Here is a 21,006-nt window from a genome sequence, read left to right on the forward strand (position 1 = left end):
CAAGATATCTCGTGATCGCCCCCTTCCACGAAGCGGCCCCGGTTCTGAGGCGTGACAGCCCGTAGCTCGCCTCACGTTCCGTGAGGTGGGTGTCTACTGATGGTTGCTGTTGGGTTCCCACAGGTACTGGCCGTCGTTCCTGGCACCGGGGCCGACCGCCGTGGCGGGGCCGCCGCGGCGAGGATGAGCGGGTGATCGCTCCCCCGGACATCGCTCCCCTGGACCCCGCGGATCCCGCCTTCGCGCGCGACCCGTTTCCGTACTACGCGCGCCTGCGCGACCGGGGGCCGGCCGTACGGGTCCCGCTCGCCAACGGGACACACGCCTGGCTCGTCACCGGATACGAGCGGACGCGGGCCGTCCTTGCCGACCCCCGCTTCTCGAACGTGCCCCCGCAGGGAGCGGGGCGGCCGAAGGGTGACTCGCCCGCACAGGGCGCCCGCGCCTGCCTCAGCCGGCACATGCTCAACTCCGACGCCCCGGATCACACCCGGCTGCGGCGGCTGACCACCGCCGCGTTCGCCCCGCGCCGCGTCGACGCGCTGCGACAGCGCGTCGAGGAGCTGACCGCCGGGCTCCTGCGGGAGATGGAGCTGCGGCTGCGGCGCGAGGGGAGCGTGGACCTGGTGGACGCCTTCGCCTTCCCCCTCCCGGTCCTGGTGATCGGTGAGGTGCTCGGGGTGCCGGAAGCCGACCGGGCGGATCTGCGGGACTGGACGTACCGGGTCGGCTCCCCCGCCGACGCGCTGGAGCCGGGCGCGGTGGACGAGGCGTGGACCGGTCTGTACGGCTACTTCACCGAGCTGATCGCCCGCAAGCGGCGCGCGCCCGGCTCCGATCTCTTCAGCGCGCTCACGCAGGACGCGACAGAGGGCGGCCTCGACGACGGGGAGCTGCTCGCCATGGCGTTCCTCCTCCTGTTCGCGGGCTACGAGACCACGATGAACCTCCTCGCGTCGGCGTCGCTGCTGCTGCTCACCCACCCCGAGGAGCTGGCGGCCGCGCGCCGTGATGCCACGCGCTGGCCCGCCGTCGTGGAGGAGACGCTGCGGCACGCCAGCCCGCTGGAGGGCACGACCTGGCGGCACACGACCGAGGAGGTGGACCTCGGCGAGGGCGTGCTCATACCCGCGGGCGCCTCCGTCCTCGCGGTACTCGCCGCCGCCAACCGCGACCCCCGGCACTTCCCGGAGCCGGACGCCTTCCGTCCGGGCCGCTATGCGCCAGGGCCCGGTGATGCGCGCACGGCGCCGCACGCCGCCTTCGGCCACGGACCGCACTTCTGCCTCGGCTCACGGCTGGCCCGCCTGGAGGCGACGATCGCGCTCCCCCGGCTCCTGACGACGTTCCCCCACCTCCGCCTGATCGCAGACCCGGCTCACCTCCCGTACAGACCGGGCCTCTTGGTCCGCGGCCCGCGCCACGCCCCCGTCACCACCGCTCCCGTCACCACCGCTCCCGTGTCCGCCCGGACAGCGGTCAACGCGTGAGCAGCAGCGCGTCCCCCACCGGGCGCTCGGTGCCGTCCGACGGGGAGTTGATCACCTTGCCGTTCACCGTCATCGTGACCGAACCGCCGCCGTCCAGGGCCATGGCGTGGACCGCGCCGAGCGACTTCATCAGTTCCGCGCCTTCGCCGAGGCCGAACCCGTCGCTGTGGCCGGGCTGCCTGCCGTCCGCGGCGACCAGGAGCACACGGCCCTGACCGTCGACGCCAAGCAGCAGGCGCGGGTTGCGCTTGATGCCCCAGGTGTAGGCGAAGGAGCGGTCGCCGGCGCGCTCGATGCCGTCAGCGGCGTAGTTCACCGCGACCTTGCCGCCGCGCACCAGCTCGGGGCCTCCGTTGACGATGTCGCCCTCGGGGCCGAGCTTCAGCTCTCGGCCGCGCTCGTCCAGGATGCGTTCCCGTAGCTTCATCGCGCTTGTCTGCTTCGCGTGCGTACGCAGCCAGGTGGCGCCGGAGCCGATGCCCGCGAGGACGCTGCCGCCTTCCGGCACTGCGCCGCCGCGCGCACGCACCTCCCGTACGCGCCCGCTCGCGTCGAGCACCGCCTCCAATCCCTCGCCCGCCGGGGTGTTCGCGCCGAGCTCGTCGGTGAACTTCACGATCTCGTCGGGGTCGGTGCAGGTCACGTCGTGCTGCGGACGCTCGGTCGGAGAATCGCCGCCGACACCGCCGCAGTTGCGGACCAGACCCGGGGCACGGTTCACGCCGTCCACGACCGCGGACGCCGATCCCGCGCGGACCCGGAGTTCCGTGCTCAGCTTCTTGAACTCCGGACGCAGACCGTCGCCACGCAGCACCGCCGCGATCCGGCCGTTGGTCGCCGCGCTCTGCAACTCCCCGCGGTACGCGGCGATGCCGGCTGCCGCGCCCGGCACCCCGTCCTTGCCCTCCATGACGAAGAAGCCCGCGTTGACGCCGAGCAGGGCGTCGTCGCCCGCGGCCATGGCGCTCACCGTCTCGCGACCGGCCACACCCGTGCCGTACGTGCCCTTCATCGCACCGCCGTAGCGCTTCGGGTCGACGATCGCCACCTTGACCCGGGCGACTCCGGTGCCGGGCACACCGTCGGCGCCTGTCCACTCGCTCACCGCGTCGAACCCGGCGGAGGCGAGCGCCTGCCGCTGGGCGTCGGCCTCGGTCCGCGCGTCGTACGCCCCCACCCGTACCCGCACCCCGACCACGCCGGCCCGGTCAGAACCCCGCGGCCACGAGACCGCCTCGGCACGCGCGGCGAACCCGGCCGCGCGCACCCGCTCGGCCAGCGCCTCCGCGTCCCGCTCGGCGGCGAGGTGAGCGCCGTTCGCCCGCACAGTGACCGTCCAGTGGTCGGCGCCGGGGCGCCCCGAGACGGTCCCCCGGTACAGGTCGACCCCGGCGGCCAGGCGGTCGTGCCGCCAGTCGGCGATCGGCCCCGGGACAGCGGCAGTTGACGGGGCGGCGGTCGCGGTGTCCCCGTAGCGGTCGACGACGACACCGGGGGCGAGGAGCCCCGCGGCGGCGACGGCCACCACCGACGCCTTCGCTGCGGCTCTGAACGGACGGCGTGCATGGGCCACGGGAACTCCTGGGTCGCGTAGGTGCACCCGCAGCGAACGCGAGCGCGCGGACGGTGATCGATCCCAGGAGTGAATACCAGAAGTCCGGCCGGAGAACAGGCCCCGTTCCCCGCGTTCCGGGGCCGGAGTCAGTCGTCCCGGCCCGTGGAGCGCGCCCGGTGCCTGCGGACCGCGTCGCGGTTGGCGCACCGCTGGGAGCAGTAGCGCTGCAGTCCGGTGCGTGAGGTGTCGGCGAAGATCGTGGCGCACTCGATGACGGCGCACCGCCGGAGCCGATGCATGCCGCGCCCGGCAAGGTGCAGCGCCGTGCCGACGGAGATCAGCTGGAACAGCAGGGCGCCGAGCGGCTGCCGGTCGTCGCGGTAGTGCAGGTGCCAGCCCGAGCCGGCGTGGTCGGTGAGCCGGGGGTGGGCGGCGGAGGCCGCCAGCATCTGGTTGAGCAGCTCGGCGCGCTCCTCCTCGTCGGTCGCGTCGACGACCTTCTCCCACTCGTCCAGCGCGTCGTGGGTGCGGTCGAGGTCCTCCGGTGCGACGGGCCGCTCCAGCACGAGTCCGGCGGCGCGGCAGCGGTCCGCGAGCTCAACGGCGGTCTCCGGGCGCCGGTTGGCGAGGTCGGCGGCCAGATTCACGACGTCCTCGCCGTAAGGGTTGAGGTGCACAAGACCATTACACCAGGCTGATCGGCATGTCACAACGCACCGGAGACCCCAGCGGCATCGAAGGCCCCGTCGACGTCGAGGACTCCGTCGGCATACGCCCGGCGACGCAGGACGACATCGCGGAGCTCGTGCGCCTGCGGGCTCTGCTCTTCGAAGAACTCGGCGGCGACTACTTCAACCCGTCATCGGCAGACGCCAGTTGGCGCGATGACCTGGCCGTCGTCCTGAAAAGCCAGTTGGCCAGGGGGAACACGCGGATCCTCGTCGTGGACCACGACAACGACGACAACAGCGACCTGGCCGCGTGTGCCATCGGCTCGGTCGAGCAGCGGCTGCCGGGCCCGCACCTGCTGAGCGGCCGGGTCGGTCTTGTGATCGGCGTGGTCACCGACCCGGCGCACCGTCGGCGCGGGCACAGCCGCTCGCTCATGCACGGCCTGCTCGACTGGTTCCGGGAACGCGAGGTGGCCCGCGTGGACCTGTACGCCTCCCACGAGGGCGAGCCGCTCTACCGCGACCTCGGTTTCGTCAACCATCCCGATCCCGCCCTGTATTGGCGCCCGTGACCGCCCTCCCCGAGGTGGCGCACAGCGCGTGGCGCTACCGGTGGGTCATCCTCGGCATCGCCACCTTCACCCAGGCCGCGGCCGGCTTCTTCGTGCAGGGCATCGGGGCGATGGGCATCCATCTGCAGCGTGACCTGCACCTGAACACGGTCCAGTTGGGCCTGCTGGTCTCGGCGGCCCAGTTGGTCCCGCTGGTCGGGCTGCTGGTGGCCGGGGAGCTCCTCGACCGCCGCAACGAGCGCTGGGTCGTCGGGGCGGGCGCGGGCGTGGTCGCCGCGGGCCTGCTGGCGGGAAGCGCGGCACCGGGGTATCTGTCCCTGCTCCTGACGCTGTTGTTCGTCGGCGCGGGCTACAGCACCGTGCAGCCCGGCGGCAGTAAATCGGTGGCGTCGTGGTTCGACACGTCCCAACGGGGCCTGGCCATGGGCATCCGCCAGGCGGGGCTGCCGCTGGGCGCCGCGCTGGCCTCGGCCGCGCTGCCTTTCATCGCCGAGGCGCACGGCTGGCGGGCCACGCTCGTGACAGGCGGGCTCGTCGCGCTCGTCGGGGCCGGTCTCTTCATGGGGTTCTACCGCAGGCCGCCCGTCCCACCAGTCGCCGCCGCTCCCCGGGGCCCCGGGCCACGGGAGTCGCTCAGGTCGCAGCTCGGCGCACGGCTGCGGATGCTCCGTGAACCGTTCATGGTGCGGATCATGCTCTCCGGGTCGAGCCTGATCTCGGTGCAGTACGGCGCGGGCGTCATGACGGTGCTGTACCTGCACGAGACGGCGTCCGTCGGACCCGGGACCGCGGCACTTGTCCTGGTGGCGGTCCAGGGTGCGGGCGTCGTCGGCCGTGTCGCCCTGGCGGCCTGGAGCGACCGGAGCAGGTACGGGCGGTACGGCTCACTCGTCCTGTGCATGGCCGCCGTGACAGCCGCGATGGCCGTGCTGATGACGCCGCTGGGCCGGTCACCCGCCGTCGCCTGCTGCACGCTCGTGTGGCTCGGCTTCTTCGGCTACGGCTGGTACGGCCCCTGGGTCGCCCACGTGACCGAATCGGCTCCGCCGGGCCGGACGGGGTTCGCCCTCGGTCTCGCCATGTCCGTCAACCAGATCGCCATCGTGGTGATGCCACCGGTGCTCGGCCTGCTCAAGGACCTCACCGACAGCTTCGTACCCGTCTGGGGACTTCTCTCTGCGATGACCGCCCTCGCCCTGTCCGTCTCCGCCCGGGCACGGCCGGGCAACCGGCCCCGCTCGTGTGGCCGATACGGCGGCTGCGGTCCACCGTGAAGCAGTACGAGGTGTCGGCGCCACCACGGCGGGTAGCCGCGCCTGCGCAGCAGAAGCCGCCGTGAGACCACGCGGAACGAAGTGACAAGGACTGGAGGGATCACCGTGAGCGAGGAGCTGCCCGAGACCCGGGGTGAGGACGAGACTCCCGTACCGAGGGATCTGCCCGATCAGCAGGCCTCGGACGAGGAGGACCACTGGGAGCCTGACGACGAGTCGGCCACCACGGGCAACGCCCCGGACGCCGACGACGACGTGCCGGACACGGACGAGGCGGGCACCGGCCGGCGCGGCGCACCGCACTCGGGCGGCGTGCGCCCGGACCAGCCGGTGCCGGACGAGCCCGCCGACTGAGCGGGAGTCACCGCCGACTGAAGATGGGGTCGTCGGAGTCCGCGAGGCAGCCCCCGCCGGCGCACGCTCAGCGGGGCGGCCTCGGCTCGGCGGACACGGCGAGGGTGAACGAGTGGCCCGCCGGGTCGCTGTAGGTCCGGGTGTCCCTGGGGCCGGAGTTGTCCTTGGTGTCCACGGGCCGGGCGCCCAGGCCGATGGCCTCGCGCTCCGCCTCGTCTATGTCGCCGCGGTCCACCAGAATCCTGAGGTGCGCCTGCTGGGCGTCTTCCGGCCGCGGCCAGCTCGGGGGCGCGTAGCCGTAGTCCCGGTGGACCGCCAGGCAGATGCCCTGGCCGTCGTAGACCTCGACGTAGTCGGGGTCGTTGCCCATGCTGGCCGTGGCTCCGAGCAACCCCGCGTAGAACTCCGCGAGCTCCTCGGGCTTCGCACAGTCCAGGACGAGGACAGCGGTCTTCTTCACACCCATGGGGTCCCTCTTCTGTCGGCATGGATCGACATGGATCGGCATGCATCGTCGTAGCTCGGCACAGAGGCGGTGGCCGTCCCACCCGACCACGCCGCGACTGTCCGAGTGCCCCGCTCGGCCCGACTCAATCGGCATCCCGCGTGGAACGCGCGGCGTGCCGCCGCGGGCGACACTGGGGGCATGCGCCTCGTCGACCAGTGCCCGCACCCGTCCGTCTACGGCCGTCTCCGCGTCGAGCGACGCGACCTCTCGCCCGCACGCTGGCTGGAGCAACGCCCGCCCCACGACGACGGGTTCGGCACGGTCGCCGGGGTCTGCGCGCCCGGCTTCGACGCGTACGCGCGCATCCTCCACCCGGCCTGGCTCGGCAGTGAGCCGGTGCGGTGGGGCCAAGTGGCCGCCGTGTACGGCCGTCAGGTGTCGGCGGGGACGCGCTGGCACGAGCTGATCGGGCTCGGGGGCCGCCTCCACCACCGCAACGACGACACCCCGGCCGTCCCCGGCGTCTGGGACGAGCACCCCGACGAGGGCCCGACCCCCGCCTGCGTGGCCCGCACCCTGATCTCCGTCCTTTCCCGGCACACGCGCACCCCTGATCGCTGCTGGTACGGACTCTGGGAGGGGTATGGCCAGTACAACTGGGACGGCTGTCCCGTCTTCCGCACTCCGGGCCGCGACGAGATCCTGCTCTCCGGGCCGCTGGACGACGCCGACTCGCCCGCGTCACCGGGCGGCCCCGATGAGGGGGTGCCGGAGCTGCCCGACCTGTGGTGGCCCGATGACCGCGCCTGGTGCGTGGCCGGTGACGTCGATCTGGTGAGTACGTACGTCGGCGGTTCGGCGGCCTGCGTCGCGGATCTCCTCGCGACGGGGGGCCTAGAGGCGTACGAGATCACCGAGACGTCGGCGGTCGACTGATTCACCGTCACCGTCCGTGTGGAGTCGCCCCGCGGGGTCATCCAGGCGGAGTCGAACTCCTCTACCACGGCGTCATGTTCGAGGGGCGAGATCACGACGAAAGCCTCTTCGCGACGGCCTCTTCCGCCTCCCTGTCCTCCGCGCCCCGCGGGGTGACTAGCATGGCGCGAAGTGTGGTCCGGAAGATCGCCGTCCCCTTCGGCGTTCCCACTGGGCCCGCGACCGATGCGTACATCGGTCGGCTCGTTGCTTACCTGCACTCAAGGACCGAGGGACCGCTGAATGCCCGTGCCTGCTCCTCCCAGCCCGCACCGAATAGAGAAGGCGCGTCGACCCGCGTCGGCCCTGCCCGTGGTCGTGCTGGTGGTGACCGCCGCGGCCGGTGCCATCGCGGGCGTCATGGCGCCGGGCCATGCCCGGGTCTGGACGGTGGCTTCGGTCCTGACCGGCTGGCTGTGTCTGGCGATCACGCTCGTGACGAGTTCCCTGCTCGTCAAGCGGGTCCGCGGCGCCGCCGCCGCGGACCACTCCGAGGCCGCGTCCCTCAAGGCACAGCTGGCACGCCAGGGCGCCGAGTCCGCGCACCTGGTGAACGTCACGCTGCCGACCGTGGTGAAACGGCTGCGCGACGGGACGAGCGCGAGTGAGACCTTGGCGCAGACGGCTCCGCCGTCGGATCCGCAACTGCGCCAGGTCATCCACGTGTTCGCGTCCGTGGTGGAGGAGACCGTCCGGCACGCGGCCGACGCCGAGTCCCGGCGTGACCAGGCTCAGGGTCAACTCGCCCAGGCAGCCGAGGAGTTGGACCAGCTGACCGGGGTGACGCTGCCGACCGCGATCGAGCGGCTGCGCGAGGGCGCTTCCGCGGACACGGTCCTCGCCGGTCTCGAGTGGCCGCGCAACCCCCTGCTGCGGGTGCCCGCCGAATCGTTCGTACGGGAGCTCGCCTACAGCGAGCGGCGTGCCGCGGCCGCGCAGGCGGCATCCGCCAAGGCGCTGAGCCGGGTGCAGGCCAAGTCCGTGAGCATGCTCGCCGATCTGCGGGACATGCAGGAGCGGCACGGCGTCGAGGTCTTCGGCGATCTGCTGCGCCTGGACCACAGCACGTCGCAGCTGGGTCTCATGACCGACCGTCTCGCCCTGCTGATGGGCGGCCGTTCCAGCCGCGCGTGGAACAAGCCGATCGTCATGGAGAGCATCCTGCGGGGTGCGGTGGGCCGGATCTCCGCGTATCAGCGGGTGCGGCTGCACTGCTCGACGACCGTGGCGATCGCCGGGTTCGCCGCGGAGGGCGTCATGCACGTCCTGGCCGAACTCATGGACAACGCGGCGAACTTCTCCCCGCCCATCGACGAGGTGCACGTCTATGTGGAGGAGCGCAGCGCCGGGATCGTCGTGACGATCGAGGACAGCGGCCTGAAGATGGCCGACGCGGCGATGCGCCGTGCGGAGGAGTCGGTCTCCGGGCACGTCACGGACCTGGCATCGCTGCAGGGCACCCGGCTCGGCCTCGCGGTGGTGGGGCGCCTCGCCGCCAAGTACGGCATGAGCGTCAACTTCCGTCCGTCCTCGCGCGGCGGCACGGGCGTCGTGGTGCTCCTTCCCCCGCAGCTCATGGCCCAGCAGCGCGACCCCGCTCCCCAGCAGATCGCCCCCCGCAGCGTCGAACCGGCGCCCGCGCAGGCCCCGGCAGTGCCCGCACCGGCGGGCGCTGAGATCCCCGCGTCCCCGGAAGGCGCCCCGGAGCAGCCCGCCGCTCCCATGCGGCCCGCCGGCGCGCAGACCCAGCCGGAGCACTCCCGCCCCGCGGCCGCCACGACCAACGGCCTGCCCGTGCGCGCCCCCGGCCGCACGATGGCCGAGGCGGAGCGTGAGCGCGAGCAGCGCAGGGCGGCGTCCGATGCCGCGGCCGGGGCCGGGGCGCTCGCCGGGGACGCGGGTCTTCCGCCGCGTGACGCCGGTTCCCGTTTCGGTGCCTTCCACCGCGCGCGGCGGGCAGCGGGCGACGTGCCCGGCTCCCCCGCGGCACCCGAGTCCGGGCCGCCGCCCACCGAGTAGACCGAAGCCACCCGCACGGCGCCCGGGCTCTGGCGCCCCCTTCCCCGCTCGAAATCGTGAGATTGGAGGGACGGGCAGGTGACCGGAAGAACCGCGCATCTCGCCCCGCCTACCATGCAGACCACTGACAACAGCCTGACCTGGCTCCTGCAGAGCCTCCTGAAGCGCACCCCCGGTACGCGGCACGCCCTGGTGCTCTCCCGGGACGGCCTGAAGCTGTGCTGGAGCGAGCATCTGACGCTCGACCAGGCTGACCAGCTGGCGGCGATCTGCTCCGGCATCCAGGCGCTGGCCCAGGGTGCCTCGATGGAGTTCGGCGACGGGACCGGTGGCGTCCGGCACTCCATGACCGAGTTCCACGGCGGGCTGCTCTTCATCGTCGAAGCCGGCCAGGGAGCGCATCTGGCGGTGGTGGCCGAGGAGAACGCCGATCCCGGAGTGGTGGGCCACCAGATGACCGAACTGGTCGAGCAGATCGGTGAACATCTGCGGGCCGAGCCGCGCGCTCAGGGCGAAGGCAGCGGCTCCTCGTGACGCCGCGCAGGCCCGTGGACATCGGTGATCCGGACCGGCTCTACACGGTCACCGGCGGTCGCAGCCGCGCCGACGACGATTCGTTCGACCTGGTCACGCTGGTGGTGAGCGAGTGCGAGCCCACTGCCGGGACGCAGTCGGAGCACGTACGGATCCTCGAACTGTGCCGGCATCCGACGGCCGTGGTGGAGATCGCCGCGGAGATGAAGCTGCCGATCACGGTGGTGCGGATCCTGCTCGGTGACCTGCTCGCGATGGGCCGGATCACCGCCCGCCATCCCCGCGCGGCCGGTTCGGCCGCCTCGATCCCCGATTCCGCCCTTCTCAAGGAGGTGCTCCATGGGCTCCGCAACATCTGAGCTGCCCTCCCGCACGCCCCTTTCCGACACTGCCGAGACCGGTTTGAAGATCGTCGTCGTGGGCGGCTTCGGGGTGGGCAAGACCACGCTGGTCCGTTCGGTCAGCGAGATACGTCCGCTGAACACCGAAGAGGTGATGACGCAGGCCGGTGTCGGCGTCGACGAGACGGCCGACGTCGCAGCCAAGACCACCACGACGGTGGCGTTCGACTTCGGCCGCATCAGCCTCAACGAGCGTGTGGTGCTCTATCTGTTCGGTGCTCCCGGGCAGGAGCGCTTCTGGTTCCTGTGGGACCGGCTCTTCTCCGGCACGCTCGGCGCCGTCGTCCTGGTCGACACACGCCGGATGGACGAGTCCTGGTACGCCATCGACCGTCTCGAACACCACAGGACGCCGTTCGTGGTGGCCGTCAACCGCTTCGACGACGACACCTCCACGCACTCCCTGCAGGAGATCCGCCAGGCCCTCGCGCTGCCCGACCACGTGCCGCTGATCGACTGCGACGCACGGGTGAGATCGTCGGGCAAGGACGTACTGATCACCCTCGTGGACCACCTCTACGCACTGGCCATGGCCCAGGAGATGACACCGTGACCGAGCCGACCGGATCCCCTGATCTGCAGAGCCCGCCGCCCGGGTGCCCGGCCCACGCGGCAACGGGCGCGGTGCGCCTGGGCGGTCTGGAGTACCAGCAGACGCCTTCGCAGCTCTACCGCACCCTGCGCAGGGAGCACGGCGCCGTCGCGCCGGTGCTCCTCGACGGCGACGTTCCCGCGTGGCTGGTGCTCGGCTACTCCGAGGTCAGCTATGTGACCGGCCATGACGAGCTGTTCGCCCGCGACTCGCGCCGCTGGAACCAGTGGGAGCACATTCCCGCGGACTGGCCGCTGCTCCCGTTCGTCGGCTACCAGCCGTCGGTCCTGTTCACCGAGGGCGCGGAGCACCGGCGGCGGGCGGGGGTCATCACGGAGGCCCTCGAAGGGGTCGACCAGTTCGAACTCGCCCGGGACAGCGCCCGGATCGCCGACCGGCTCATCGCCGAGTTCGCCGGCAGCGGCCAGGCGGAGCTGATGGACGCGTACGCGCACGCGCTGCCCATGATCGCCGCGGTGCAGATGTGCGGCATGCCGGAGGCGAGCACGGACACCCAGCAGCTGGTGGACGACCTGCGGATCTCGCTCGACGCGCACGAGGGCGACGACCCGGTGGCGGCGTACACCCGTGTCGCGGAGCGCATCCAGCTCCTTGTCAAGGAGAAGCGGGAGAAGCCCGGTGCGGACGTCACGTCGAGGATGCTGACGCATTCGGCGGGACTCACCGACGAGGAGATCGTCCAGGACCTGATCTCCATCATCGCGGCGGCGCAGCAGCCGACGGCCAACTGGATCTGCAACACGCTGCGGTTGATGCTGACCGACGAGCGGTTCGCCCTGAACGTGTCCGGCGGGCGCCTCAGCGTGGGCGAGGCGCTCAACGAGGTGTTGTGGCTCGACACCCCCACCCAGAACTTCATCGGGCGCTGGGCCGTGCGTGACACCCAGCTCGGCGGGCGGCAGATCCGGGCGGGCGACTGTCTGGTGCTCGGCCTCGCCGCGGCCAACACCGACCCGCAGATCTGGCCCGAGTCGCATGTCGGCCCGGAGAACTCCGCGCATCTGTCCTTCAGCCACGGCGAGCATCGCTGCCCCTACCCGGCCCCGCTGCTCGCCGACGTCATCGCGAGGACCGCGGTCGAGACGCTCCTGGAGCGGCTGCCCGACCTCGTCCTCGCGGTGGAGCCGCACGAGCTGACCTGGCGCCCTTCCATCTGGATGCGCGGTCTGACGTCGCTGCCGGTGCAGTTCACGCCTGCCGCGCACTGAAACGGAGCCGGGGCGCCGCCTTCGGGCGGCGCCCCGGTGGGTCAGTCGGTGACGGGGGTGAACTCCACCGGCAGCGACTGCGGCCCCCGGGTGAAGACACCCTGCTCCACGGGGTCGAAGCCCTTCGCGAGCCGTACGTCGGGCATCGCGTCCAGGAGTTGGCCGACGCCGATCTCCACCTCGGCCTTGGCAAGCAGCGCGCCCACGCAGAAGTGTCGGCCGAGGGCGAAGGAGAGGTGGTCGGCGGCGGCGGAGAACGCGGTCGTCGTGGTCAGGTCCTCGCGGAAGATGTCGAAGCGGTCGGGGTCGCCGTAGCGCCGCTCGTCGCGGTTGGCCGAGCCGATGAGGCAGGTGACGGTGGCCCCGGCGGGGATGGTGCCGCCGGTGACCTCGACGTCGGTCGCCGACTGCCGCATGATCATGTGGACGGGCGGCGTGTGGCGCAGGGTCTCGGCGAAGGCGCGGGCGATCAGGGCGCGGTCCTGCCGGACGGCTTCGAGCTGCTCGGGGTGCGTCAGGAGGTTGGCGAAGATGCTGGCGATGGCCTTGTCGGTGGTCTCGCCGCCCGCCGCGAGCAGCAGGCTGCAGAAGGCCTTGATGTCCTCGTCGCTCATACGCACGCCGTCGACCTCGGCGGCGCACAGCGTGGAGAGCAGGTCCTCGCCGAGGTTGTCGCGGCGCTCCCGGATGATCGGGATCATGTAGTCGGCGAACTCCACCCGGGTGCGCTCGCCGGCCGCCGCGACCTCGGGGTCGCCCGCCAGGTTGCCGAGGAAGGCGATGACGGTGGTGTACCAGCCGTGGAAGCGCGCGTGGTCGGCCTTGTCCAGGCCGAGCATGTCGGCGATCACGTTGACGGGGAAGCGGGTGGCGTAGTCCGCGACCAGGTCCACGCTGCCGGTGTGCCGGAAGGTGTCGATGAGTTCGCGGGAGTTGCGCTCGATGACGGGCAGGAACTTCTCCTGGAGGTCGCTGCCGCGGAAGGCCGGTGCGACCAGCGCGCGCCGCACGGAGTGCTCCCGGCCGCTGAGCTGGAGGATCGTCTTGCCGTGTACGGGCTCGATCTGCCAGTCGTAGTTGTCGGTGGTGAACTGCGAGCCCTTGTCCTTGAACACCCGCTCGACGTCCTCGTACCGCGAGATGATCCAGCTCTGCGTCGCCTCGTGCCAGAACAGCGGCGCGCTCTCCCGCATCGCTCGATAGGCCGGGTACGGGTCCTTGGCGAACTCGGGCGAGAGGATGTCGGGGACCTGCTGCGCGGTGGACATGTGGCTCCTAGGTCGAAAACAGGCAACGCGCACCAGGCTATTGATCACTTACTGAGGCAACCAGCCCCTCCCGGCCGACGGTTGAGCGCTGCACTAATGTTGGCCGAAAATCACCCTCGCCCCACCGGACGGAGCCGACGGGGCGAGGGGAGCTTTCACTGGGCAGTCCAGGCCGTCAGCAGCTGAGCTTGTCGCCCGGGGCGACACCGAGGATGCCGGTGAACTTGGTGTAGTTGTTGATCCGGCTCTGCACCTGCCCGGGGTTCTGTCCGTCGCATTCCAGGGTTCCGTTGATGCTGCGGATCGTCTCGCCGAATCCCGCGCTGTTGACCATGGCGTTGTGCGGCGTCATGGTCCCCGGACCGTTCTGCGTGTTCCAGTACCAGAGGCCGGTCTTCCACGCCACGGCCGGATCGTTCTGCACGAGGTCGGGGTTGTTCAGGAGATCGATCTTCAGGGCGTCGCCCGCCGCCTTGTAGTTGAAGTTCCAGCTGAGCTGGATGGGGCCGCGGCCGTAGTACTTGTCGTTGCCCGCCGGGCAGCCGTAGGGCTGGGAACTGTCGCAGTAGTGAGGGTAGTTGGCGGTGTTCTGCTCGACGACGTGGACCAGACCGCCCGTCTCGTGGCTGACGTTCGCCAGGAAGGCCGCGGCCTCCTGCTTGCGTACGGTGTCGCTGCCGGTCTGGGTGAACTCGGGATAGGCGCTGAGCGCCTCCGTGAGCCCGCTGTAGGTGTAGAAGGAGTTCCGGTTCGGGAACATCTGGTTGAACTGGGCCTCACTGACGAGGAACTCCGCCGCCGCGGCCCGCTCCTTGCGTCCCGTCTTCTCCGCGGAGGCGTTGGGCGCGAGGGTCAGGAGGGTGAGCGCGGCGGCCGACGCGGTCGCGGTCAACCCGGCAAGGACACGAAGACGCATGGGGGATCACTCCTTGGCGGGCCGGCGCATGCCTGTGCACGGCCGCCCGTCACGTGGTGGGGGGAGGTAGTGGGGCCGCCTCTTGAACGCGCGTGAGGGGTGAGGGACGCGAAGAGACGCGGCAGGAATCCACCAGTGATCACACCGGCACACCGGGAGCTGCAGCTGCCCGGAATGGCTCCTACCGTTGGACTAGACCATACCGAGTGACGCGTCCGCGTCAATACCCTTTCGCGTGCCCGTAGTTGGCCCGCGGCCGACAGCCAAGATCGCCGGCGGCATTCCGGTACGTCCGCGGCCGGCCGCCCTGGCCGTACACTGAAGCGGTGTCGGGCTGGTCCCTGCTCCGCCCGGCCACCCGTGATCAGCCCTCCACGACCTGGATCCGGTCCTCCGCGACCGGTCGTGCGGCGCACGGGTAGCGTTCCTCGGCCGTCCTGGCCCTTCGGCCGCACGCAGATATCCCCCTGCGGGGCCCGCTCGCCTTACGCGTATCACCGCGGATTCCGGCTCGCCGTCGCCCTGCCCCTCGGGTCGGGCGTACGCGGTGTGCCGCGGACCGCCTTCGAGGGGACTGTTGTGAAGCTCAGCGCACTGCTCGACGGACACGACCACCACGTTCTGCACGGTGACCCGGGGGTCCCGGTCACCGCGGGGATGACCTTCGATGCCGGACATGTGACATCAGGATCGCTGTACGTCGCCGTTCCCGGCCACGAGGAGGGCGGGCCCGGGGGCATCAGCCGGGCACTGGAAGGAGGGGCGGTGGCGGTCCTCGCCGAGGACGGCGCGCTGCCGGACCTGGGGCCCGCCGGACAGGAGGTGTGCGTGGTGCGGGTGACCGACGCACGGGCGGCCGCCTCGCTCGCCGCCTCCCGGTACTACGGTGATCCCGGCCGCGCGATGGACGTCGTGGCGATCACGGGGACGAACGGCAAGACCTCCGTCTCGTACATGGTCGAGTCGGCGCTCAGGCTGGCCGAGGGCGCGAAGGTGGGGGTGATCGGCACCTCGGGGAGCCGGATCGGCACGGAACGGATACCGATGCCCCGGTCCGTCCTGAGCACCCCCGAGTCGCCGGATCTGCACTACCTCCTCGGCCACATGCGCGACCGGGACACGAGCAGCGTGGTGCTCGAAGCCACGTCCATGGGTCTGCTGCAGCGGCGCCTCGACCACGTGCCCGTGGACATCGGCGTCTTCACCAATCTCACCCAGGACCATCTGGACGACCACGGGACGATGGAGCACTACAAGAACGCCAAGCTGCGCCTCTTCGCCGAGCTGTGCGACCGCGCGGTGGTCAACGCCGATGACCCCGTCAGCGCCGAGATCATGGCCCTGATGCCCGGCGCGGTGACCACCTACGGCCTGGACGCACCGGCCGACTACCGGGCGAGCGACCTGGTCGTGGACGCGGCGGGCACCCGCTTCACGCTCCACCACGACGGCCGCAAGTATCCTGCCGCGATTCCGATACCGGGCCGCTTCTCGGTGTCCAACGCGCTGGCCACCCTCGCGGCGTGCCATCTGCTCGGGCACGAACTGCCCGCCCTCGTCGAGGCCCTTGACCGGATGCCGCCCACGCCGGGCCGGCTCGAACGCTTCACCACCGCACAGGGGGTCTGCGTGATCGTCGACTACGCGCACTCGCCGGACTCACTGGAGAAGGTCCTCGCCACGATCCGCGGCTTCGCGACCGGGTCGGTGATCACCGTCTTCGGCTGCGGCGGCGACCGCGACAGCACCAAGCGGGCACTGATGGGCGAGATCGCGGGCCGTCACTCCGATCTGTGCGTCCTCACCTCGGACAATCCCCGCGACGAAGATCCCGAGGCCATCCTGGACCAGATCGTTCCCGGCCTGACGTCCACCGGGACCGCCTTCCACCGGGTGGCCGACCGCCGCGCCGCGATCTCGCGCGCGCTGACCGCCGCACGGCCTGGTGACATCGTGCTCGTCGCGGGCAAGGGCAGCGAGCCGCACCAGATCGTCGGCGAGCAACTCATCCCCTTCGACGACATGACGGTGATACGCGAACTCTGCGCGCTGTAAGGCTGATTCGCGCAGACGGGTGTGCGATTCATCCATCACCCCGGCGCGCGCAGTGCGAATCGGGCACTGGTGCGCGGGGGCACATGGCGTTTACGGTCCCTGAACTTTCCGCCACAGCACCTCCCACGCCGGGTGCTGTCACCCAGGGAGCCGCCTGTGCCCAAGGAGCCATCTCCGTCCGTCACCGAGGTCGAGACGCACGGAGTCGAACGCATCCCGGACGCGGACCGCACGGCGGGTCCGCTCGATCTGTTCCGTCTTGCGTTCGGCGGCGCCAACACCTTCGCCACCTGCGTGCTCGGGGCGTTCCCGATCCTGTTCGGGCTCTCCTTCTGGCAGGGGCTCGCGGCGATGCTCATCGGCCTGTGCGTCGGCGCGCTGCTGCTCGCCCCGATGGCGGTGTTCGGGCCGCGCAACGGCACGAACAACGCCGTCTCGTCGTCGGCGCATCTGGGCGTGCACGGCAGGATCGTCGGTTCCTTCCTCTCCCTGCTCACCGCCGTGGCGTTCTTCTCCCTGTCGGTGTGGAGTTCGGGCGACGCGCTCATCGGCGGCGCGCACCGGCTGCTCGGGGTGCCGGAGAGCGACGTGGCCTACGGCTGCGCGTACGCCGTCTTCGCCGCTCTCGTCCTCGCCGTGTGTGTCTACGGCTTCCGCTTCATGCTGCTCGTCAACAAGGTCGCGGTGGTGGCGGCGACCCTGCTGTTCGTCCTCGGCCTTGTCGCCTTCGCGGGGGACTTCGATCCGTCGTACGCCGGGATCTTCACCGCGGACGCCGACCGGGCGACCCAGGACCTGTTCTGGCCGTCCTTCATCGGCGCCGCGCTGATCGTGCTGTCCAACCCGGTCTCCTTCGGAGCCTTTCTGGGCGACTGGGCGCGCTACATCCCGGCCGACACCCCTCGTCGCAGGGTGATGGGAGCGGCCTTCCTCTCGCAGGTCGCCACGGTGCTGCCGTTCGGCTTCGGCCTGGCGACCGCGGCGATCATCGCCGAGCAGGCGCCGAAGTACATGGACCCGGCCGCCCCCAACTTCGTCGGCGGTCTGCTCGCGATCGCGCCCGCCTGGTACTTCCTGCCGGTCTGCCTGATCGCGCTGATCGGCGGCATGTCGACCGGCACCACCGCGCTGTACGGCACCGGCCTCGACTTCTCCTCGGTGTTCCCGCGGCTCAGCCGCGTCCGGGCCACCGTCCTGATCGGTGTCCTGTCCATCACGTTCATCTTCGTGGGCCGGTTCGGCTTCAACCTCGTCCAGGCGATCTCCACCTTCGCCACGATGATCATCACCTGCACCGTGCCGTGGATGATCGTCATGATGCTCGGCTACGTCACCCGGCGCGGCTGGTACGACCCCGAGGCGCTGCAGGTCTTCACGCGCCGGCAGCACGGCGGCCGCTACTGGTTCGCCCGTGGCTGGAACTGGCGCGGCATGGCGGCCTGGTGGACCGGCGCCGTGACCGGCGTGCTGTTCACCAACATTCCCGGGCAGTTCGTCGGGCCACTCGGTGACCTCGCGAACGGCGCCGACATCAGCCTGCCGCTGGGAGCGGCCGTCGCGGCGATCGTCCATCTCGCCCTGCTCGCGGCGTTCCCGGAGCCGCGCGGGGTGTACGGGCCCGACGGCCCGCGCTGGGTGCGCGCGGCCGACACGCCGATCGCTCCGATCACCGGGCCGGAGGGCAGCGCTCCCGGGGAGCCCTCCGCGCAGGTGCGGGCCTAGCTCAGCCCGCCTTCTCCAGCTCCCGCTTGAGGTTCTTCAGGGTCCTGTCGATGTTGCCGACCTGGAAGACCGCGAAGGTGCGACCGCCCGTCGCGAGGCGGTCGAAGGCGTTGGCCACGAAGGCGGGCCAGGACCGCCTGTCGTCCGTCCAGGTCTCGGTCACCTTGGTGTCGCCGTCACTGTCATGGAACCGGTACTCCCAGGTGGCGATGGGGGCACGCAGCCGGGGGCGCTTCAGCCCGATCGCGTGCACGCGGAAGGCGAAGCACCGCCCCGGCTCGGCCTTGGTCACCGTGCACCGCGTGGTCCAGCGGAACGGCCCGCGCTTGTTGTGCCCGTCGAAGACCAGGCCGACGACGGCGGGGACTTCGCCTCCGGGCAGGGTCGCCCCGAGGTTCTCGGGGCTCCAGCGCCCCATCAGAGCGGGCTGGCTGACCTGCTCGTACACCGCCCGAGGTGACGCCTCGACCAGGATGCTGCGTGACACTGTGAACGTGCGGGTCATGACAACTCCGTTCCTCGACCCGCGACCTTACTCACCAGTAGCGCGAATGTCAGCCCTCTCTCCGCCGCGGGGTGCCTCAGACCAGGCCGGTGACCGTGACGGTGATGCCGGACACGGCGGACTCGCCGGCCACTCGCTCGACGGCCTTCGCCGTGGCCGAGCGCACCTCCCGTGTCACGTCCAGGGTCCGCCGTCCCCGGTGGAGGACGGCGTACACCTCCACGCTCAGGGCCTCAGTGTCCTTCTCCCGCCGCACCTGTACTCCCGCGGAGCCCGACGGAGTACTGGGGAGACCACGCCTCAGCACCGCCGACGACCGCAGCAGGTCCGCGAGGCCCGGGCGCAGGAAGGCGACCCCCGGGGTGCCGAGTACCGCCTCTATGACGGCCTCCGCCACAACGCGCGCGACGTCTCGGTCACTCATCGCCGCCGCCCTTCCGCGCTGTCATCGCTGTCATCGTCGATGAGGTCGCTGATCGTCACGTCGACGACCGCGATCCGCATGCCCAGCTCGTCGTCCACCGCATCGAGCACCCTGCTGCGCACCCGGTCCGCGACCTCCCGCAGGTGCCACGCGAGCGGGACCTGCACCTCGATGCGGATCCTGGCCGGCCCGCGTGCGAGGCGACCCGCGGGCGCCGGGGACGCGGGCTCGTCCAGTGGCCCGATGCGGCAGCTGCCCGCGCGCACGCCCGGCAGTGACTCGGCCGCGGCCCGGACCGTTCTGGCCGCGGCGGCCTCCACGATCCACGCGTCCTCGTCCTCGTCGCCCAGGGGCAGTGTCCGGCCCGGCCGCAGTTCCAGACGCACCACGTCCATGACACGGCCCGCGAGCGCGGAGGTGTCCTGCTCCCGCGGCGCCGTGTCGCGGGCCTGAGTGACGATCCCCTCCAGGCGCAGCAGTGCGTTCAGGGCCCGCGTGCAGTGCGGGCAGCCGTCGGCGTGGGGGTCGGGAAGGCCCGCCTCGCGCTGTTCCCACACGTGCGACAACTCGCGCCCGCAGGGCAGCAGTTCATCCTCGGGCAGCACTCCGAAGCCCGCCTCCCGCTCGTCGTCCGGTACGGATTCCCCGTTCATCGCCATGCGGCCATCGCCTCCGTCAGATAGCGCCGCGCTCGAAAGACACGGCCGCGGACCGCCTCCGCACTGATACCGACCGTCTCGGCGATGACCTCGTAGGGCGTGCCGTCCAGCTCACGCAGCACCCAGCACACCCGCTGCTCGGGCGAGAGCCCCTCCATCGCCCGCGCCAGGTCCGCCACGGCGGCGTGCCCCTCCGCCACCCGCGCGGGCGAGACCTCGTGCTCCGGCGCGGCCGGCTCGGGCAGGCCGTCGAGCGCCACGACCGGCCGCCGCGAACGCAGCAGGTTCAGGCAGCGGTTGGTGACGATGCGGTAGACCCACGTACCGAACTGCGCGTCCCCGCGGAACTCCGGCAGCTTGCGCCAGGCGCTGACGAAGGACTCCTGCACGGCGTCCTCCGCCTCCGGGCGGCTGCCGAGCAGGCGCGTGGCCAGGCGCAGCGCCATGGGCGCGTGGCGGTGCACGAGGGCTTCGAAGGCCTCCTCGTCGCCCTCCGCCGCCCGCACGGCGAGCAGTCCGTCGTCGCGGCGCGAGGACGCGTCCGCTTCGTCACGTCGTGAGGACCCGTCCGCTTCCTCACATCTTGAGGACGCGTCCGCCTCCTCGGCTGTTCCGCCCCGGTCGCCCGGCACACGCGGCTCCTCTCACTTCGGTCGTGCTCCTACGACACACGAAGGGCCCTCCGCGTTACGCGGCCCAGGAACGCTACATGCCGGGACGGGAAATTCCCGCGAGGCGCGTAACGGAGCCGGGGTACTCGGGTCGGAACAGGAGAAGAGGCGGACAAACCCTGACGACGAGGAGACGCCACCATGACGACGCAGGACCTCACTTCGAACACCGCGGCACCCGGCAGCACGGAGAAGGACCTCACCGGCGAGGTTCGCCGGAGCGCTCCGGGAGCCACCACCGTCAGCGGAGCGACCGGCGCGGCCGAGCCGGCGGCGACGCGTGGCAAGACGTCCATCGCCGATGTCGTGGTCGTGAAGATCGCCGGCATGGCGGCCCGCGAGATTCCCGGCGTCTTCGACATGGGAGGCGGCTTGTCCCGCACCATCGGCGCCGTGCGCGACCGCGTTCCCGGCGGGCGTCCCAACGTCGGCCGCGGGGTGAAGGTCGAGGTCGGCGAGCGGCAGACGGCGATCGACCTCGACATCGTCGTCGAGTACGGCGTGCCCATCACGGACGTCGCCCACGACGTGCGCGAGAACGTCATCTCGGCGGTGGAGCGCATCACCGGTCTCGAGGTGGTCGAGGTGAACGTCGCCGTCAACGACGTCCACCTGCCCGAGGACGACAGCGCGGACTCCGGCGCCGAGACACGCGTCGAGTAGCGCGCCGCC

22 protein-coding genes are annotated in these 21,006 nt (G+C 71.4%); 13 read left to right on the forward strand and 9 right to left on the reverse strand.

What is annotated here, in order from left to right; genetic code table 11:
- Window positions 1-191: 191 nt before the first annotated feature.
- A complete protein-coding gene (locus ACZ5WE_RS09795; RefSeq protein ID WP_467684081.1) occupies window positions 192-1,490 on the forward strand; it encodes a cytochrome P450 family protein in 1,299 nt (432 codons plus the stop codon).
- Here the strand turns inward: ACZ5WE_RS09795 and ACZ5WE_RS09800 are convergent.
- Both ACZ5WE_RS09800 and ACZ5WE_RS09805 read right to left on the reverse strand, forming a co-directional pair.
- The gene (locus ACZ5WE_RS09800) at window positions 1,480-3,063 is read right to left on the reverse strand and encodes a phosphodiester glycosidase family protein (RefSeq protein ID WP_467684079.1); all 1,584 of its coding nucleotides are present in this window, start codon (window positions 3,061-3,063) and stop codon (window positions 1,480-1,482) included. The genes ACZ5WE_RS09795 and ACZ5WE_RS09800 overlap by 11 nt on opposite strands.
- 128 nt (window positions 3,064-3,191) lie before the next feature.
- The gene (locus ACZ5WE_RS09805; protein ID WP_467684077.1) at window positions 3,192-3,722 is read right to left on the reverse strand and encodes a CGNR zinc finger domain-containing protein; all 531 of its coding nucleotides are present in this window, start codon (window positions 3,720-3,722) and stop codon (window positions 3,192-3,194) included.
- A 26-nt stretch (window positions 3,723-3,748) separates the two neighbouring features.
- On the opposite strand from ACZ5WE_RS09805, the gene ACZ5WE_RS09810 reads away from it, so the two are divergent.
- The 3 genes from ACZ5WE_RS09810 (at window position 3,749) to ACZ5WE_RS09820 (ending at window position 5,916) form a co-directional block, all read left to right on the forward strand.
- Window positions 3,749-4,288, forward strand: coding sequence for a GNAT family N-acetyltransferase (locus ACZ5WE_RS09810; protein WP_467684075.1), 540 nt, complete (start codon window positions 3,749-3,751; stop codon window positions 4,286-4,288).
- Window positions 4,285-5,562, forward strand: a complete 1,278-nt coding sequence (locus tag ACZ5WE_RS09815; protein WP_467684073.1) for an MFS transporter — start codon at window positions 4,285-4,287, stop codon at window positions 5,560-5,562. The genes ACZ5WE_RS09810 and ACZ5WE_RS09815 overlap by 4 nt, the downstream gene beginning before the upstream one ends.
- Window positions 5,563-5,667: 105 nt before the next feature.
- Complete coding sequence (locus tag ACZ5WE_RS09820; protein WP_367039071.1) at window positions 5,668-5,916, forward strand: hypothetical protein; 249 nt, start codon at window positions 5,668-5,670, stop codon at window positions 5,914-5,916.
- Between the two features lie 67 nt (window positions 5,917-5,983).
- Here the strand turns inward: ACZ5WE_RS09820 and ACZ5WE_RS09825 are convergent, their stop codons facing one another.
- A complete protein-coding gene (locus ACZ5WE_RS09825) occupies window positions 5,984-6,382 on the reverse strand; it encodes a VOC family protein (RefSeq protein WP_467684071.1) in 399 nt (132 codons plus the stop codon).
- 180 nt (window positions 6,383-6,562) lie between these two features.
- On the opposite strand from ACZ5WE_RS09825, the gene ACZ5WE_RS09830 reads away from it, so the two are divergent.
- The 6 genes from ACZ5WE_RS09830 to ACZ5WE_RS09855 all read left to right on the forward strand — a co-directional run bounded on the left by ACZ5WE_RS09830 (window position 6,563) and on the right by ACZ5WE_RS09855 (window position 12,114).
- The gene (locus tag ACZ5WE_RS09830) at window positions 6,563-7,300 is read left to right on the forward strand and encodes a hypothetical protein (protein ID WP_467684069.1); all 738 of its coding nucleotides are present in this window, start codon (window positions 6,563-6,565) and stop codon (window positions 7,298-7,300) included.
- 282 nt (window positions 7,301-7,582) lie between these two features.
- A complete protein-coding gene (locus ACZ5WE_RS09835) occupies window positions 7,583-9,358 on the forward strand; it encodes a sensor histidine kinase (RefSeq protein WP_467684067.1) in 1,776 nt (591 codons plus the stop codon).
- Between the two features lie 114 nt (window positions 9,359-9,472).
- On the forward strand, window positions 9,473-9,892 hold the full coding sequence (locus tag ACZ5WE_RS09840) for a roadblock/LC7 domain-containing protein (protein ID WP_467684065.1): 420 nt from the start codon (window positions 9,473-9,475) through the stop codon (window positions 9,890-9,892).
- Window positions 9,889-10,251, forward strand: coding sequence for a DUF742 domain-containing protein (locus ACZ5WE_RS09845; protein ID WP_467684063.1), 363 nt, complete (start codon window positions 9,889-9,891; stop codon window positions 10,249-10,251). The genes ACZ5WE_RS09840 and ACZ5WE_RS09845 overlap by 4 nt, the downstream gene beginning before the upstream one ends.
- The gene (locus ACZ5WE_RS09850; protein ID WP_467684061.1) at window positions 10,232-10,846 is read left to right on the forward strand and encodes a GTP-binding protein; all 615 of its coding nucleotides are present in this window, start codon (window positions 10,232-10,234) and stop codon (window positions 10,844-10,846) included. The genes ACZ5WE_RS09845 and ACZ5WE_RS09850 overlap by 20 nt, the downstream gene beginning before the upstream one ends.
- Window positions 10,843-12,114, forward strand: coding sequence for a cytochrome P450 (locus ACZ5WE_RS09855; protein WP_467684059.1), 1,272 nt, complete (start codon window positions 10,843-10,845; stop codon window positions 12,112-12,114). Before ACZ5WE_RS09850 ends, ACZ5WE_RS09855 begins: the two co-directional genes overlap by 4 nt.
- 41 nt (window positions 12,115-12,155) lie before the next feature.
- Here the strand turns inward: ACZ5WE_RS09855 and ACZ5WE_RS09860 are convergent, their stop codons facing one another.
- Together ACZ5WE_RS09860 and ACZ5WE_RS09865 are read right to left on the reverse strand one after the other, a co-directional pair.
- Window positions 12,156-13,382 carry a cytochrome P450 gene (locus ACZ5WE_RS09860; RefSeq protein ID WP_467684057.1) on the reverse strand — a complete coding sequence of 409 codons (1,227 nt, stop codon included), beginning with the start codon at window positions 13,380-13,382 and terminating at the stop codon, window positions 12,156-12,158.
- A gap of 175 nt (window positions 13,383-13,557) precedes the next feature.
- Entirely contained in the window at window positions 13,558-14,298 is a 741-nt protein-coding gene (locus tag ACZ5WE_RS09865; protein ID WP_467684055.1) for a chitinase, read from the reverse strand.
- 579 nt (window positions 14,299-14,877) lie between these two features.
- On the opposite strand from ACZ5WE_RS09865, the gene ACZ5WE_RS09870 reads away from it, so the two are divergent.
- Window positions 14,878-16,353: a UDP-N-acetylmuramoyl-L-alanyl-D-glutamate--2,6-diaminopimelate ligase gene (locus tag ACZ5WE_RS09870; RefSeq protein ID WP_467684053.1), complete on the forward strand. Its 1,476-nt coding sequence runs from the start codon at window positions 14,878-14,880 to the stop codon at window positions 16,351-16,353.
- Window positions 16,354-16,509: 156 nt separating this feature from the next.
- Window positions 16,510-18,075, forward strand: a complete 1,566-nt coding sequence (locus ACZ5WE_RS09875) for a purine-cytosine permease family protein (protein WP_467684051.1) — start codon at window positions 16,510-16,512, stop codon at window positions 18,073-18,075.
- 1 nt (window position 18,076) lies between these two features.
- Here the strand turns inward: ACZ5WE_RS09875 and ACZ5WE_RS09880 are convergent, their stop codons facing one another.
- From ACZ5WE_RS09880 to ACZ5WE_RS09895, 4 genes are all read right to left on the reverse strand, one after another.
- Complete coding sequence (locus ACZ5WE_RS09880) at window positions 18,077-18,580, reverse strand: SRPBCC family protein (protein WP_467684049.1); 504 nt, start codon at window positions 18,578-18,580, stop codon at window positions 18,077-18,079.
- A gap of 76 nt (window positions 18,581-18,656) precedes the next feature.
- Window positions 18,657-19,004, reverse strand: a complete 348-nt coding sequence (locus tag ACZ5WE_RS09885; RefSeq protein WP_467684047.1) for an Asp23/Gls24 family envelope stress response protein — start codon at window positions 19,002-19,004, stop codon at window positions 18,657-18,659.
- Complete coding sequence (locus ACZ5WE_RS09890) at window positions 19,001-19,663, reverse strand: Asp23/Gls24 family envelope stress response protein (protein WP_467684045.1); 663 nt, start codon at window positions 19,661-19,663, stop codon at window positions 19,001-19,003. The genes ACZ5WE_RS09885 and ACZ5WE_RS09890 overlap by 4 nt, the downstream gene beginning before the upstream one ends.
- Window positions 19,654-20,178, reverse strand: a complete 525-nt coding sequence (locus ACZ5WE_RS09895) for an RNA polymerase sigma factor (RefSeq protein ID WP_467685147.1) — start codon at window positions 20,176-20,178, stop codon at window positions 19,654-19,656. Before ACZ5WE_RS09895 ends, ACZ5WE_RS09890 begins: the two co-directional genes overlap by 10 nt.
- 297 nt (window positions 20,179-20,475) lie before the next feature.
- On the opposite strand from ACZ5WE_RS09895, the gene ACZ5WE_RS09900 reads away from it, so the two are divergent.
- On the forward strand, window positions 20,476-20,997 hold the full coding sequence (locus ACZ5WE_RS09900; protein WP_467684043.1) for an Asp23/Gls24 family envelope stress response protein: 522 nt from the start codon (window positions 20,476-20,478) through the stop codon (window positions 20,995-20,997).
- The last annotated feature ends 9 nt before the right edge of the window (window positions 20,998-21,006 follow it).

This window comes from Streptomyces sp. NPDC033180, from assembly GCF_055577645.1.